Here is a 13,675-nt window from a genome sequence, read left to right on the forward strand (position 1 = left end):
TGGCCTCCTGTTGGATGGAAAGAGGCCCGGCAGTGTAAAACGTGCCGGGCCCGTTCCGGTTTATTCGCCCAGGATCTCTTCGATCTTGGCGAACGAGGCTTTGTCCTGCTCGATCTGAGCGTTGGAGGCATCCGGATCCTGCCAATAAATCAGAGCGCCGGTTTCCTCGGCCAATTGTTTGGCCTTGTCAGAGCTCAGCGCCTTTTGAGCCGCCGCCGAAATCTTTTCGCGGGCGTCCGCTGGGGTGTCCTTGTGGACAAACAATCCGTTCCACAGGGCCAAAGGCAGATCCGGGTTTAGTTCAACGACTGTTGGTGTATCGGGCACCAGCGAAATCCGCTCGCCGCCGATGCTGGCAAGGACGTTCACCTGATCCAGACAGGGCAGGATAAGCTGAAGGGTGGTGTTGATCACGTCGACGTCGCCCGATGCCAAAGTGTTGCAGTCCAGCGCGTCAAACGCCGCTTCGCTGGCAAAGTCGAACCCGCTGCTGACGGCTGCGGCAAAGGTCACCTGGGTCGGTGGTAAAACGGAACCGAAATGGCCAAGTGCGACGTCGTTTTCCTTGCCGTGTTCCGCCAGCTCTTCCCAGCTTGAGAAAGGCGCATCCTTGCTGGCTGCGATCACGAAGGGATAGGTCAAGAAGATCCCGATGGGATCAAACGGGTTGGGGTTGAGCTCGGGGATGCCGATTTCGGGACCAATGACTGGCACGCCGATGACAAAAGACCCGATGGTGTAGCCGTCCGCAGGGGCGGTTGCCACCTCGACGGCACCGGGGAACGGACCACCGCCACCGCCGGGTTTGTTCACGACAGCGGCTGGAACGCCGTACATGGCTTGAAATTCATCGGCGATCATCCGCGTCAGAACATCTTCCAGATCGCCCGGAGGCCACGGCACCACAAAGCTGACCGGCTTTTCGGGGTACTCGGCCAGTGCAGCGGTAGCTGATGCCACTAAAGCCGCAGCTGTAAGAAATTTCTTCATTGACTCCTCCCATACGTGGTTCATTATTTGATCCGCGTTAACAATAATAATGTTGCTTTGTTAAGTTAGTTCTGTCAAGTATTCCCTGAGCAAGAGGAAGTGAAACACATGGGCACAGCCCTTAATGCCTTAAAAATGCTGGATTACTTTTCAAGCGCGCGACCGGAAATCGGGCTGAGTCACTTTGCGCGACTGTCCGGATTGAACAAGGCAACCGCGCTGCGCCACCTGCGTGCGCTTGAGGAATACGGTCTGATCGAACAGAATCCTATGACCAAGTCTTATGCTATCGGACCGGCGGCCTTGCGCCTGGCAGCGCTGCGTGAAATCGCGCGACCAGGCATCGAAAGTGCGCGCCAGAAAATGCAAATGGCGATGCAACGCGTTGGCGAAAGCCTGCATTTGTCGCTATTGGAAAAGACTGGGCTGCAAACCGCATTGGTGGTTGAAACAACGCGGCACAGCGTGCGCGTCAGCCTTGACCCCAGTGAGATCCTGCCGATCAATGCAACGGCCTCGGGTCTTTGTATGCTCAGTTTTGGCCCACCCAGTCTGATGGAAGATTTGGATCACAAAGAGCAGGCGCGCTTCACGGACGCCACGCTCATTGATCCTGAAATCATCAAAGAACGGGTTGCGCGGATCAGCGCCTCAGGCTGGGCCAACAGCAACGGCAGCTATGAAGAGGGCGTCTTTGGGTACGCCGCGCCGATTTTTGGTATTGATCAAGTCGCTCTGGGGACCATTGCAATTGCTTTGCCAGAAGGCCGCGCCACCGACGACCGCCTGCCATCCATTCTGTCTGCATTGCACACTCTTTCGACGGACCTGACCGCCGATTTTGGCGGTCAGTTACCCGACACTTTTCCCACTGAATTCCACCCTTGACCGAGGGTGAACGATACTTCCGGAGGCCCGCACCATGAAAGACTCGAACTTTCTGAAGGAAAACAACGCCCGTTATTTCTGGCACCCGATGGCGCATCCTGCCGACAGTCAAAAGAACCCGCCGACCATTTTGAACGGCGGTGAAGGTGTCAGCATTATCGATGTTGATGGTCACAAAGCGCTGGATGCCGTGGGGGGGCTGTGGAACGTCAATCTGGGCTATTCCTGCGAACCGGTGAAACAGGCCATTGCCGATCAGCTGAACGCGTTGCCTTATTACTCGACCTTTCGCGGAACCAGCAATGACAAAGCCATTGAACTGTCTTATGAGCTGGCGCAGTTTTTCGCACCTGACGGTTTGACCCGCGCGTTCTTTACGTCGGGCGGATCGGACTCTGTCGAAATTGCGCTGAAGCTGGCACGGCAATATCACAAGGTGAGGGGCGATGTCGGTCGCACCAAGTTCATCAGCCTCAAGCAGGGCTATCACGGCACCCATTTCGCGGCGGCATCCGTCAACGGCAATCAAAAGTTTCGCGCGGTCTATGAGCCGATGATGCCGGGTTGTTTCCACGTGCCCGCACCCTGGACCTATCGCAACCCGTTTGACGAGACGGACCCCGAGCGTCTGGCGCAACTTTGCGTCAACGCGTTGGAGGCTGAGATCGCGTTTCAAGGGGCAAAAACGGTTGCGGCATTTATCATGGAGCCGGTTCTGGGGGCAGGGGGAGTGATCCCTCCGCACAAAAGCTTTATGCCCATGGTGCGCGAGGTGTGTTCCAAACACGGTATTCTTTTGATCTCTGACGAGATCATTACCGCATTTGGCCGCACCGGCAGCGAAAGTGGCGCACGGCATTGGGGTGTTCAGCCCGACATCATGACAACAGCAAAAGCGATCACCAACGGGTACTTTCCGTTTGGCGCGGCAATGATTTCGGGCGCTGTCGCTGAAGTCTTTGAAAAGGACACCACGGGTCTTGCATCGGTCGATCAGGGGTACACCTATTCCGGCCATCCGGTTGGGGCAGCGGCGGCGCTGGCTGCTTTGTCCGAGATCAACAGGCTGCGGGTTTGGGAAAATGCAGCGGCGCGCGGGGATGAATTATTTGCCGGGTTGCAGAAGCTGGCCGAAAAGCATGACGTGATCGGCGACGTGCGCGGTGGCGAGGGTTTGATGTGTGCGCTCGAACTGGTTTCTGATCGGGCGACCAAAGCCCCAATTGCCAAACACCTGCCGTTGCAGGTTCAGAAAGCGGCTTACGAAGATGGCGTAATGGTGCGCGTTTCCGGCAACAACATCATTCTGTCGCCCCCGCTGATTATCACGTCAGATGATGTGACCAAGATCCTGTCAGCGTTGGATACGGGTCTATCGACTCTTTGAGCGTTCAATCGGCCTCGTCTACCCAAGGCGAGGTCAAACTTTAACGGCCTGTAGTTCTTCAAGAAGATCCAGCAATTGGTCCAGCTTTTCACGACCCATCTGAGCCTCGATATTGCTGGAGATAGCAAGTGACGTGGCCAGGTTTTCCTTAAGAATGGACCGGCCTGCATCCGTGATCGTGACCATGGTGCGGCGTTTGTCGTTACTGTCCCGGCGGCGAGTGATCTGGCCATCAGCCTCCATAGTGCGCAGGATGCGGGTCACACTTGGAAGCAGCAGGCAAGCTTCGTTGGCAATGGTGCTTTGCTCCACTTCGCCAAGCTCATCCAGCACACGCAGGATCCGCCACTTCTGCTCGGTTATCTGGATTCCTTGCAACATGTCCCGGATCGGGGCCATGACGGTTTCACGGGCACGCAACAGCGCGATAGGAAGGGACCGGGCGGTGCTTTTGGTGTGGCTTTGGGTGGTCATGCGGCCTTCTAGAGCGGTAGTTCGGAAATTGCAAAGATTAACAAAGCAATCTCTTGACATGGGACACATTAAATACTAAACATGTTAAGTAAAAAAGGAGGAATCATGCCGCATTTCCACGTCGAATATTCCGGAAACCTGGAAGACAAGATCGACATGGGTGGCCTGTGCGAATGCATAAGGGCAACAGCTGCCGAGATCGACACCTTTCCGATGCCGGGCATTCGCGTGCGCGCAACGCGTGTGGACCACTATGCCATTGCGGATGGAAATCCGGCGCATGGATTTGTTGATATCTCGATCCGTCTGCGTGCAGGGCGGTCGGAAGACGTCAAGCAGGACGCGACGCGGCGTGTATTTGACGCGGTGAAAGCCTATCTGGCGTCGGCTCTTTCGCAAAATTCCATCGCTCTGTCGCTTGAGATGCGCGACATCGACCCAAAGCTTTCGCCCAAGACCGGCACGATCCGCGATCATCTGGCCGCGACCACGCAGGAGACCTGAAACATGAGTGCGCTGGAGACGAATATTGAAAAACTGACAGGCTTTCTGGCTCGATTCAGAGAAACCGGCATCCGCAATCGTATTGCCGGTGAGGATCGGGACGGGTCTGCGGGAGTGTTCCAATCCACTTCGCCTGTCGACAAATCTGTGATCTGCGATGTTGCTCATGGCACCGCAGCAGACATCGACGTCGCCGCCGAGGCCGCCCATGCCGCCTTTGCTGAATGGCGCGACATGTCTGCCACCGAACGCCGCCGCATCTTGTTGCGCGTTGCAGATGCTATCGAAGCCCGGGCCGAGGAAATCGCGCTGTGTGAATGCTGGGATACGGGCCAGACGCTGCGCTTCATGTCCAAGGCTGCGTTGCGGGGTGCTGAGAACTTCAGGTATTTTGCAGATCAAGTGGTTCAGGCGCGCGACGGGCAACATTTGAAATCCCCGACGCTGATGAACGTGACCACGCGCGTTCCAATTGGACCAGTTGGCGTGATTACCCCATGGAACACACCGTTCATGCTGTCGACCTGGAAAATCGCCCCTGCACTGGCTGCGGGCTGCACGGTGGTTCATAAGCCTGCTGAAGACTCTCCACTGACGGCCCGCCTGCTGGTGGAAATCGCCGAACAGGCCGGGCTGCCCAAAGGCGTGCTGAACACGGTCAATGGGTTTGGCCCCGATGCAGGCAAAGCCCTGTGCGAACATAAGCTGATCAAAGCGATTGCTTTTGTCGGCGAAAGCCGCACCGGCAGCCTTATTGTCAAGCAAGGCGCGGACACGCATAAGCGCAACCATCTGGAACTGGGTGGAAAAAACCCTGTAATCGTGTTTGATGACGCCGATCTGGATCGTGCGCTGGATGCGGTGATTTTCATGATCTATTCGATCAACGGCGAGCGCTGCACCTCATCTTCGCGGTTGCTGGTGCAGGACACGATCAAGGATGAGTTCGAGGCGAAGCTGGTCGAGCGTGTGAACAACATCAAGGTTGGCCACCCGCTGGACCCGGCGACCGAAATTGGGCCACTGGTGACCGAGGAGCATTACAACAAAGTCACCAGCTACTTCGACATCGCCAAACAGGACGGTGCAACCGTTGCTGCCGGTGGGGTCAAGGTGGGCGATGAAGGCTACTTTATCCGTCCGACCTTGTTCACCGATGCCACCAACCAGATGCGCATCGCACGCGAGGAGATCTTTGGCCCTGTTCTGACTTCGATCCCCTTTGCAACCGAGGGCGAGGCGCTTCAGATTGCCAACGACACGCCCTATGGTTTGACGGGCTATGTCTGGACCAACGACCTGACCCGTGCCTTACGCTTTACAGACAAGCTGGAGGCTGGGATGATTTGGGTGAATTCAGAAAACGTGCGTCACCTGCCTACGCCCTTTGGCGGGGTCAAAGCGTCTGGAATCGGGCGAGACGGCGGGGATTGGAGCTTTGAGTTCTATATGGAACAAAAGCACATCGGTTTTGCCACCGGTCAGCACAAGATCATGCAATTGGGGAAGTAAGCCCTTCAGGTGATCCCAAAACGGGGCCACCGGCACGCATCAGGAGGAACCGTCATGGGAAAGATCGTACAGGCCGCGAAAATAACGCATGTGCCCAGCATCTGGATGTCCCACACGATGCCGAAATACAAAGGTATCCGGCAATCTGCCATTGATGGGTATGCCCGCCTGCGTCAGGACGCGATAGACCGCGAAGTCGAGACGTTCATTGTGTTCGATACCCATTGGATCACCAATCAGGGCTTTCACCTGAACACGAAAGAGCACCATAAGGGTCGATTCATCAGTCACGAACTTCCGCATATGTTAGCGGATATGGAGTTTGACTATCGCGGCGATCATGAGTTGGGGAAAACGATCCTTGATGTTCTGCGCGAGCGTGGAGAGCGCGCGCTCGGCCATTCGCACCCAGATATGGGTATGGAATACGGGACCCTGTTGCCCATGCATTTCATCAACGAAGGGGTGAATGCGCGGGTCTTGCCCGTGGCTGTTAATCAATTCTCTTCAATTGCGGAAAACCGGGTTTGGGGTGAGGCCATTGCCGAAGGCATCCGGCGTTCTGACCGCAATGTGTCTGTTCTGGCATCAGGGTCTCTCAGCCATGATTTCACCCCGAATGAACGATCGGTCGAAGGGTTGAACGCGGTGAATGGTGAGTTCAATCGCCAGATGGATATGCGGGTGTTGGAATTGTGGGAGCAGGGCCGTTTTGAAGAGTTCCTTGAAATGCTGCCCGACTATGCCAAAAAATGCACCGGAGAGTGTGCAATGAACGACACCGCCCTGCTATTCGGAGCGCTGGGCTGGGGCAGCTACAAGGGTAAGATTGACATCTATACCCCATACTTTGGCAGCTCTGGCACGGGTCAGGCAAATGTCAGCTTTTCGGTCTGACATCAGGCATCAGGCATCAGGGATTGCTTCATTAGATCAAAACGTATCGGTTTGTTAAGACCGCTTATCTCGCAGGGTCGCTCGGGATGAGTTTTCTGCGACAACAAAAGGCTAACGCATGGATTGGGACACGTTTTCGCATTGGGGCCAGCACATTTCAAAATGGGCGGCCGATTACCATAAGACACATGCGGAACGCCCCGTGCGCGCGCAGACCGCACCGGGGGAAATCGCAGCCCAGCTTGTGGCAACCCCACCCGATGCGGGTGAACCGATGGATGCCATCATGGCTGATTTTGAACGGATCGTGATGCCAGGCATCACCCATTGGCAACACCCACGCTTCTTTGCCTATTTTCCAGCCAATGCCGCGCCCCCGTCGATGCTGGCCGAGATGCTGGTCACGACAATCGCGGCGCAATGCATGTTGTGGCAAACCTCACCAGCCGCGACTGAGGTCGAGGGCGTCATGGTCGACTGGTTGCGGCAGGCACTTGGACTGCCCGAAGGTATGACCGGAGTTATTCAGGACAGCGCCTCATCCGCCACTTTGTCGGCGGTTCTGACGATGCGGGAACGGGCCACGGGCTTTACCGGCAACCGCGAAGGATTGAACACCAAGGGCGCGCTGCGAATTTATTGTTCCGATCAAGTGCATTCGTCCATCGACAGGGCTTGCTGGGTCGCGGGGATTGGACAGGACAATCTGGTCAAGCTGCCCACGCAGGGGACCAGCTTTTCAATTGACGCCTCCGAGCTTGAAGCTGCCATTCAACGCGATCTAGCCGCCGGGCATGTCCCTGCTGGTATCATTGCCATCACGGGGGGAACCGGTGTTGGGGCCTGTGATGACTTGGCGGCGGTTGCAGACATCGCACAGAAACACGACCTTTACACCCACCTGGACGCAGCCTGGGCCGGATCGGCCATGATCTGCCCTGAATTTCACGAAGCCCTGTGGCAGGGTGCCGACCGCTATGACAGCATTGTTTTCAACCCGCATAAATGGATGGGCGCGCAATTTGATTGCGCCATCCAGTTCTTGCGGGACGCCGCGCCGCAGCTCAACACGCTAAAGATCGAGCCGGAATACCTCAAGACAACCGGAGCAGAGGTGACGAATTACTCGGAGTGGACGATCCCACTGGGGCGCAGGTTCCGGGCATTGAAGATCTGGTTTCTATTGCGCTCATACGGATTGGAAGGACTGCGCGAACGCATCCGCAATCACGTGACGTGGGCGCAGGAACTCGCTGATCGGATCGGCGCGATGGAGGGGTTTGAAATCACGACCGGCCCGATTCTAAGCCTGTTTTCGTTCCGGGGTCCGGGAGACGATGCAATGCAGCAGCGGTTGGTCGACGCGTTGAACGATGATGGCCGGATTTATCTCACCCAAGGCATGTTCGACGGCCGCAAGATCATCCGCTTTCAGGTCGGGCAATTCGATACAACCCGAGATGACGTGCTGATGGCGGCCGACGTGATCCGGGACGTGTGGGAGACACTTGAATGAAGTTTGCAACTTTCTTAGCGGGTGAGGAACGGTTTTTCGGAGCAATCACTGACGACGGTGCGATCGCATTGAACCAAGCGTTCCCCGATCACGACAGCCTTTACGAGGTGATTGTCGCGGGGGCGTTCGAGCAACTTGCAGAGGCCGCTGAGGGCAAAGCCGTCACGCATACCGAATTCACCTATGACATGGTCATGCCAGATGCGCGCCGCATCCTGTGTGTCGGCGTAAACTTCCCTGACCGGAATGCCGAATACAAAGATGGCAGCGAACAGCCCAAGTACATGTCGCTGTTCCCGCGCTTTGCCAGCGGGTTCACCGGTCATGACCGCCCTCTGGTCCGCCCACCGGAAAACCACACTCTGGACTATGAAGGCGAAGTGGCCATCGTGATTGGCAAGGCTGGTCGGCGCATTTCAAAGGACGATGCATACAATCACATTGCCGCGCTGACCTTGTGCAATGAAGGCACCATTCGCGACTGGGTGCGGCACGCAAAGTTCAATGTCACGCAAGGTAAGAACTGGGACAATTCGGGGGCCATTGGTCCATGGCTGGTGCCGTTCACTGACGCGGCCCAACTGGATGATGCCCGCATCCAGACCCGCGTGAACGGTGAGCTTCGACAGGACGATACTCTGAACCGCATGATGTTCCCGATCCGGCGCGAGATTGAATACATCTCGACCTTCATGACGCTTCAGCCGGGCGACATTGTTGTCACTGGTACACCAACCGGGGCAGGGGCACGGTTCGACCCGCCGAAATACCTGGTGCCGGGAGATGTGGTCGAGGTGTCCGTCGAAGGTATCGGAACCCTGCGCAACACGGTGGAGGACGAACAGGTATGACGCCCGAAGACCACGCCCGAGTCGCCGCCGAACTGCTGCAGGCCGAACGCAGGCGCGAACAGATCGGCCTGCTTAGTCTGCGCCACCCTGAGATGGGTATGGATGACGCTTATGAGATTCAGAACGCCATCTATCGCCAGAAACTGGCCGAAGGGCGCAAAGTGATCGGGTGGAAGATTGGGTTGACTTCGAAGGCGATGCAATACGCCTTGAACATCGACATTCCCGACAGTGGAATTTTGTTTGACGACATGGCGTTTCACAATGGCGCGACCGTTCCGGCAGGCCGTTTCATTCAGCCCCGGATTGAGGCCGAGATCGCCTTTGTTATGAAGTCCGCCGTCGGTGGCGAAAACGTATCACGCGACGACATCATCGCGGCCACGGATTACGTCGCCCCTGCACTGGAAATTCTGGACACTCGCATACAAAGAGTGGATTCCGAGACCGGCAAGGCGCGCACTGTCTTTGACACGATCAGCGACAACGCCGCCAATGCAGGCATCGTTTTGGGTGCCGAACGCCACGCAGTTGATGCCTTTGATCTGCGTTGGGTTGGGGCACTTACCTTCCGTAATGGTGAGATCGAAGAAACCGGTCTGGGTGCTGGTGTGTTGAACGACCCTGTTGAAAGCGTGGTCTGGTTGGCGCGTCGCATGGCGCAATATGGTCAGAGCATCGAACCGGGGCAGATCATTCTGTCCGGTAGTTTCATCCGCCCCGTCGAATGCCCCTCGGGCACCAAAATTCACGCGGATTTCGGGCCGTTTGGCTCGGTCGATATCAATTTCGCCTGAAAGGAATACCAATGCCTGCGCCACAAAATGCATTCAAGGCTGCGTTACAGGCCGGCTCTCCGCAGATCGGATGCTGGGTTGGTTTGGCCAATGCCTATGCGGCCGAGATCGCTGCCACAGCGCAGTTCGATTGGTTGCTGGTTGATGGTGAACACGCGCCTAACGATCTGCAATCGATCCTCGAACAGGTGCGCGTGATTGAGGGGTCCGGCAGTGTGCCGGTTGCACGCTTGCCGATCGGCGAAACCTGGATGATCAAGCAATATCTGGACGCCGGTGTTCAGAATATCCTGGTGCCGATGGTCGAAAGCGGCGATCAGGCGCGCGAACTGGTTCGGGCCGTTCAGTATCCGCCGCATGGCTTTCGTGGGGTTGGATCATCGTTGGCGCGGGCGTCACGCTTTGCTGCGATCCCGGACTATTTGAAAACCGCCGGTGAACAGATTTGCCTGCTTGTGCAGGTCGAGAACAACAAGGGCATGGACGCGCTTGATGATATTCTGGCGACTGATGTGGACGGGGTGTTCATCGGACCCGCCGACCTGGCCGCCGATATGGGTCATCTGGGGGATGCGAACCACCCTGAGGTGGTTGCCGCAGTGTTGGATGCAATCCATCGGATCGTGATGGCAGGCAAGGCCGCCGGGATTTTGACACTGGACCCACGTCTTCAACGCAAGTGCCTGGATCTTGGCGCAACTTTCGTGGCCACCAGTATCGACGTGACCTTGTTTGCCAAAGCAATCCGGTCTGCCGCTGTCGCGGGTCTGAGCCTGCTGCCTGATCAGACCGCGACAGGCATTGCGCAAACGAGCGCGGCCTCAAAATACCTGCAGCAGCTCTGCAAACACTGGTCGCACAAGGCCGAGATCTCCTTTGATGGAACGCAGGGCAGCGTATCTTTCCCTGACGGCGATCGGGTGACATTGACAGCAGATGCAACCACTTTGACGGTGACCGCCACAACCGGTCCGCGTGGCGATCTGCGTCGTTGGAAACAGGTTATCGAGACGCATTTGATCCGCTTTGCGTTTCGAGAAGACCTGAGCATCGACTGGACAGCTTGATGTTTTTGATGCGGTAACCCTAAATGCTGATGTGAGGCGTGGGTTAGTTCAAAAGGGTCGATGCTGAAGGTTGTCGTCCATCAAGGGTTTCACAAAACCGGAACCAGAACCCTGCAAACGATGCTGTACAGGAACCGTTTCCGGTTAAAGACCCGAGTCAATGTTTTGGTGCCACGGAATTTGAAAGACGCTGGTGTTGCCTCGCGCCGTTTTTCAGTGGTACCGGAAGAAAGAACGCTTGAAAAATTTCGTATGAAATTCCGTCAGGTTCTGCTGTCGTTGGATGGCCACTCTGAATTGCCGTTGCTGATCAGCAGCGAAGAGTTTGCAGGCATGATCCCGGGGCGCAAGGGTGTGTGGTCCTATGGCCAAGCGCACATCCTTGCCGAAGTTATCTGGGAGGAAATCAACAGACTCACAGACAACAAGGCGCGGATCACATTCTTTTACACGACCAGAGATACCGCGGATTGGATCAAAAGCGTGTATTGGCAGAACATTCGCGGAAACAGAATTCAAGAAGACCTGTGCGAATACACTGAACTGCTGAACCCGGGCGCGGACCTCGATGGCGTTGTGGCTCGGGTCGCAGATCAGATGTCTTCACGCGCGGACGTTATCTCTTTGAACACCTCGGGTTTAAGCGATCGTTTGTTTCCTGTCACCAAGGTGCTTTCGATTTTGAATGTACGGTCGGACGATCTGAAGCCCGTCAACAACCTGAATGTTCAGCCAGTTGGGGCAGCAGAACACTTTCTTGACCTGAACCGATCAAATATGTCGGACGAGGATGTTATGGTCGCAAAACAAGCCTACCTGAAGAGGTTCAAAGCGTCGACATAGCGTATTGTGGGCCGCGCCACGCGCCTACAGCTTTTGCACGCCATGCACTGTCAGCGTGCTGACCAGATCGGCATAGTCTTCGCGGGCTTTGGGGCCCGCGCCGGTGTTCCACATGTAATACCAGTTCAGCATCCCAAAGACCGACATCGTGGCACCGCGCAATTTATCTTTGGCATCGTCGAAAGCATCGGGAGACAACTCTTTGAGGATGTCGCGCACAAAATTCACTAAATCAAGCTGATAGCCCCGGAGGAGTTTCTGCTGCTCGTCCGTCAGCGCGCTCATGCCGCTGATTTGTACACGGTGTTCGTCATCCGCGCCCTGATAGGCAAACAGGATTTCGCGCACCGCTGTGCGCAGCTTCTGCTCGGGGTTCAAACCGCTCAGATCCACGTTGCAAATCCGATCCCTTAGCTCGCGCAGATAGGTTTCAAGGATGTCATACAGGATGGCATCCTTGCTGTCGTAGTAGTGGTAGATGTTGGCCTTCGAGATCCCGCACTCTTTGGCGAGCAGTGTCATCGACGCGCGATCAAACCCCTGATCGGCAAACACTTTGGCCGCCATTTTCAGGATCTGTTCCCGCTTTTGGTCGTGGTCTTTAGCGATTGTTCGGGCCACAGTTTATTCCTTATCGCGATTGTCGACGACACGCTTCGCCTTGCCCTGAGAGCGTTCGACGTCGCCGGGGTCACCTACAACAATTTCCGTTGAAACGCCAACGACGTCCTTGATCCGCTTGGTCAGCATGCGGGCCGCCGCAGTTTTGGAGAGTTCGTCGGTGGAATCGGTTGAGGATTCAACAAAGACCCGCATCGCGTCCATGCGGCCCGACTTATACAATTCGATCTGATAATACGGGGCAAGACCCCCCGTCGCCATGACCTGTTCTTCGATCTGGCTGGGGAAGACGTTGACGCCGCGCAGGATCATCATGTCGTCGCTGCGACCTGTGATCTTTGCCATCCGGCGCATGGAACGTGCTGTTCCCGGCAGCAGGCACGTCAGGTCGCGCGTGCGATAACGGATCATCGGCAACCCTTCCTTGGTCAGGGTTGTGAACACCAATTCGCCGGTTTCGCCGTCGGGCAAAACCTCACCAGACACGGGGTCGATGATTTCCGGCAGGAAATGATCCTCCCAGATCACCGGGCCGTCTTTGGTTTCAACGCATTCATTGGCCACCCCGGGACCCATGATCTCGGACAGGCCATAGATATCGACCGCATGCATATCAAACGCGGCTTCGACTTCGGCTCGCATGGCGTCTGTCCAGGGTTCAGCACCAAACACTCCAACCTTCAATGAGCTTTCGCGGGGGTCGAGACCGGCCTTGTGGAACTGCTCAAGGATATTGAGCATATAGGACGGCGTCACCATGATCCCGTCGGGCCGGAAGTCGTTGATCAGGTTAACCTGCTTTTCGGTTTGCCCCCCGGACATGGGAACAACGGTCGCGCCAAGGCGTTCAATTCCATAATGTGCACCCAGCCCGCCGGTGAACAGCCCATAACCATAAGCATTGTGGACCATGTCGCCTTTGCGCAGTCCCGAAGCACGTAAGGAACGCGCGCCCAAATCCGCCCAGTTGTCGATGTCATTCTTGGTGTAACCCACCACGGTCGGTTTACCAGTCGTGCCCGAGGACGCGTGAAGACGAATGATCTCGCTGCGCGGAACTGCGAACAAACCAAACGGGTAATTGTCACGCAGATCGTTTTTGTATGTGAACGGAAACTTCGAAAGGTCGGACAGTTGCTGTAGATCGTCGGGATGCACTCCGGCCTCGTCAAACCGCTGTTTGTACATCGCAACGTTGTTGTATGCGTGGCGTACGGACCACTTGAGCCGTTCAAGCTGTGTGGCGCGAATTTCATCGATCGAGGCGATCTCGATCGGGTCAAGATCCGCTTTGTTCGGGGATAGGTCTTCCATCGCGTCACTCCTCC

14 protein-coding genes are annotated in these 13,675 nt (G+C 56.3%); 10 read left to right on the plus strand and 4 right to left on the minus strand.

Annotated elements, in window-relative coordinates:
* Nucleotides 1–60: 60 nt before the first annotated feature.
* Nucleotides 61–990, minus strand: coding sequence for a tripartite tricarboxylate transporter substrate binding protein (locus GS636_RS13220; RefSeq protein ID WP_171176605.1), 930 nt, complete (start codon nucleotides 988–990; stop codon nucleotides 61–63).
* 108 nt (nucleotides 991–1,098) lie between these two features.
* Between GS636_RS13220 and GS636_RS13225 the strand changes: the two genes are divergently transcribed.
* The gene (locus GS636_RS13225) at nucleotides 1,099–1,878 is read left to right on the plus strand and encodes an IclR family transcriptional regulator (protein ID WP_171669802.1); all 780 of its coding nucleotides are present in this window, start codon (nucleotides 1,099–1,101) and stop codon (nucleotides 1,876–1,878) included.
* A gap of 34 nt (nucleotides 1,879–1,912) precedes the next feature.
* Nucleotides 1,913–3,265 (plus strand): aminotransferase class III-fold pyridoxal phosphate-dependent enzyme, encoded by a 1,353-nt coding sequence (locus tag GS636_RS13230; RefSeq protein ID WP_171669803.1) that lies wholly within the window; start codon nucleotides 1,913–1,915, stop codon nucleotides 3,263–3,265.
* 33 nt (nucleotides 3,266–3,298) lie between these two features.
* Here GS636_RS13230 and hpaR read toward each other — a convergent pair whose 3' ends face one another.
* The gene (gene hpaR, locus GS636_RS13235; protein ID WP_171669804.1) at nucleotides 3,299–3,739 is read right to left on the minus strand and encodes a homoprotocatechuate degradation operon regulator HpaR; all 441 of its coding nucleotides are present in this window, start codon (nucleotides 3,737–3,739) and stop codon (nucleotides 3,299–3,301) included.
* A 105-nt stretch (nucleotides 3,740–3,844) separates the two neighbouring features.
* Between hpaR and GS636_RS13240 the strand changes: the two genes are divergently transcribed.
* The 8 genes from GS636_RS13240 to GS636_RS13275 all read left to right on the plus strand — a co-directional run bounded on the left by GS636_RS13240 (nucleotide 3,845) and on the right by GS636_RS13275 (nucleotide 11,726).
* Nucleotides 3,845–4,243 carry a 5-carboxymethyl-2-hydroxymuconate Delta-isomerase gene (locus GS636_RS13240; protein WP_171669805.1) on the plus strand — a complete coding sequence of 133 codons (399 nt, stop codon included), beginning with the start codon at nucleotides 3,845–3,847 and terminating at the stop codon, nucleotides 4,241–4,243.
* 3 nt (nucleotides 4,244–4,246) lie between these two features.
* Nucleotides 4,247–5,755 carry a 5-carboxymethyl-2-hydroxymuconate semialdehyde dehydrogenase gene (hpaE, locus tag GS636_RS13245; RefSeq protein ID WP_171669806.1) on the plus strand — a complete coding sequence of 503 codons (1,509 nt, stop codon included), beginning with the start codon at nucleotides 4,247–4,249 and terminating at the stop codon, nucleotides 5,753–5,755.
* Nucleotides 5,756–5,809: 54 nt separating this feature from the next.
* On the plus strand, nucleotides 5,810–6,652 hold the full coding sequence (gene hpaD, locus GS636_RS13250; RefSeq protein ID WP_171648061.1) for a 3,4-dihydroxyphenylacetate 2,3-dioxygenase: 843 nt from the start codon (nucleotides 5,810–5,812) through the stop codon (nucleotides 6,650–6,652).
* A gap of 118 nt (nucleotides 6,653–6,770) precedes the next feature.
* Nucleotides 6,771–8,168, plus strand: coding sequence for a pyridoxal-dependent decarboxylase (locus GS636_RS13255; protein ID WP_171669807.1), 1,398 nt, complete (start codon nucleotides 6,771–6,773; stop codon nucleotides 8,166–8,168).
* A complete protein-coding gene (locus GS636_RS13260; protein WP_171095180.1) occupies nucleotides 8,165–9,019 on the plus strand; it encodes a fumarylacetoacetate hydrolase family protein in 855 nt (284 codons plus the stop codon). Before GS636_RS13255 ends, GS636_RS13260 begins: the two co-directional genes overlap by 4 nt.
* The gene (gene hpaH, locus GS636_RS13265) at nucleotides 9,016–9,816 is read left to right on the plus strand and encodes a 2-oxo-hept-4-ene-1,7-dioate hydratase (RefSeq protein ID WP_171669808.1); all 801 of its coding nucleotides are present in this window, start codon (nucleotides 9,016–9,018) and stop codon (nucleotides 9,814–9,816) included. The genes GS636_RS13260 and hpaH overlap by 4 nt, the downstream gene beginning before the upstream one ends.
* 11 nt (nucleotides 9,817–9,827) lie before the next feature.
* Complete coding sequence (locus tag GS636_RS13270) at nucleotides 9,828–10,883, plus strand: aldolase/citrate lyase family protein (RefSeq protein ID WP_171669809.1); 1,056 nt, start codon at nucleotides 9,828–9,830, stop codon at nucleotides 10,881–10,883.
* A gap of 252 nt (nucleotides 10,884–11,135) precedes the next feature.
* Entirely contained in the window at nucleotides 11,136–11,726 is a 591-nt protein-coding gene (locus GS636_RS13275) for a hypothetical protein (protein WP_171669810.1), read from the plus strand.
* Between the two features lie 24 nt (nucleotides 11,727–11,750).
* On the opposite strand, the gene GS636_RS13280 is transcribed toward GS636_RS13275, so the two are convergent.
* Together GS636_RS13280 and paaK are read right to left on the minus strand one after the other, a co-directional pair.
* Nucleotides 11,751–12,347: a TetR family transcriptional regulator gene (locus GS636_RS13280; protein ID WP_171669811.1), complete on the minus strand. Its 597-nt coding sequence runs from the start codon at nucleotides 12,345–12,347 to the stop codon at nucleotides 11,751–11,753.
* Between the two features lie 3 nt (nucleotides 12,348–12,350).
* Nucleotides 12,351–13,661 (minus strand): phenylacetate--CoA ligase PaaK, encoded by a 1,311-nt coding sequence (gene paaK / locus GS636_RS13285; protein ID WP_171095170.1) that lies wholly within the window; start codon nucleotides 13,659–13,661, stop codon nucleotides 12,351–12,353.
* Between the last annotated feature and the right edge of the window lie 14 nt (nucleotides 13,662–13,675).

The sequence above is a fragment of the Ruegeria sp. HKCCD4884 genome (genome assembly GCF_013110855.1).
Classification (GTDB): Bacteria; Pseudomonadota; Alphaproteobacteria; order Rhodobacterales; family Rhodobacteraceae; genus Ruegeria.

What these genes read in the sequence shown, in the direction of transcription:
- GS636_RS13275 (WP_171669810.1), top strand. Translation starts at nt 11,136, where the DNA reads ATGAAATTCCGTCAGGTTCTGCTGTCGTTGGATGGCCACTCTGAATTG.
- GS636_RS13220 (WP_171176605.1), bottom strand. Translation starts at nt 990, where the DNA reads ATGAAGAAATTTCTTACAGCTGCGGCTTTAGTGGCATCAGCTACCGCT.
- GS636_RS13260 (WP_171095180.1), top strand. Translation starts at nt 8,165, where the DNA reads ATGAAGTTTGCAACTTTCTTAGCGGGTGAGGAACGGTTTTTCGGAGCA.
- GS636_RS13255 (WP_171669807.1), top strand. Translation starts at nt 6,771, where the DNA reads ATGGATTGGGACACGTTTTCGCATTGGGGCCAGCACATTTCAAAATGG.
- GS636_RS13270 (WP_171669809.1), top strand. Translation starts at nt 9,828, where the DNA reads ATGCCTGCGCCACAAAATGCATTCAAGGCTGCGTTACAGGCCGGCTCT.
- GS636_RS13230 (WP_171669803.1), top strand. Translation starts at nt 1,913, where the DNA reads ATGAAAGACTCGAACTTTCTGAAGGAAAACAACGCCCGTTATTTCTGG.
- hpaR (WP_171669804.1), bottom strand. Translation starts at nt 3,739, where the DNA reads ATGACCACCCAAAGCCACACCAAAAGCACCGCCCGGTCCCTTCCTATC.
- hpaH (WP_171669808.1), top strand. Translation starts at nt 9,016, where the DNA reads ATGACGCCCGAAGACCACGCCCGAGTCGCCGCCGAACTGCTGCAGGCC.
- hpaD (WP_171648061.1), top strand. Translation starts at nt 5,810, where the DNA reads ATGGGAAAGATCGTACAGGCCGCGAAAATAACGCATGTGCCCAGCATC.
- hpaE (WP_171669806.1), top strand. Translation starts at nt 4,247, where the DNA reads ATGAGTGCGCTGGAGACGAATATTGAAAAACTGACAGGCTTTCTGGCT.
- paaK (WP_171095170.1), bottom strand. Translation starts at nt 13,661, where the DNA reads ATGGAAGACCTATCCCCGAACAAAGCGGATCTTGACCCGATCGAGATC.
- GS636_RS13225 (WP_171669802.1), top strand. Translation starts at nt 1,099, where the DNA reads ATGGGCACAGCCCTTAATGCCTTAAAAATGCTGGATTACTTTTCAAGC.
- GS636_RS13240 (WP_171669805.1), top strand. Translation starts at nt 3,845, where the DNA reads ATGCCGCATTTCCACGTCGAATATTCCGGAAACCTGGAAGACAAGATC.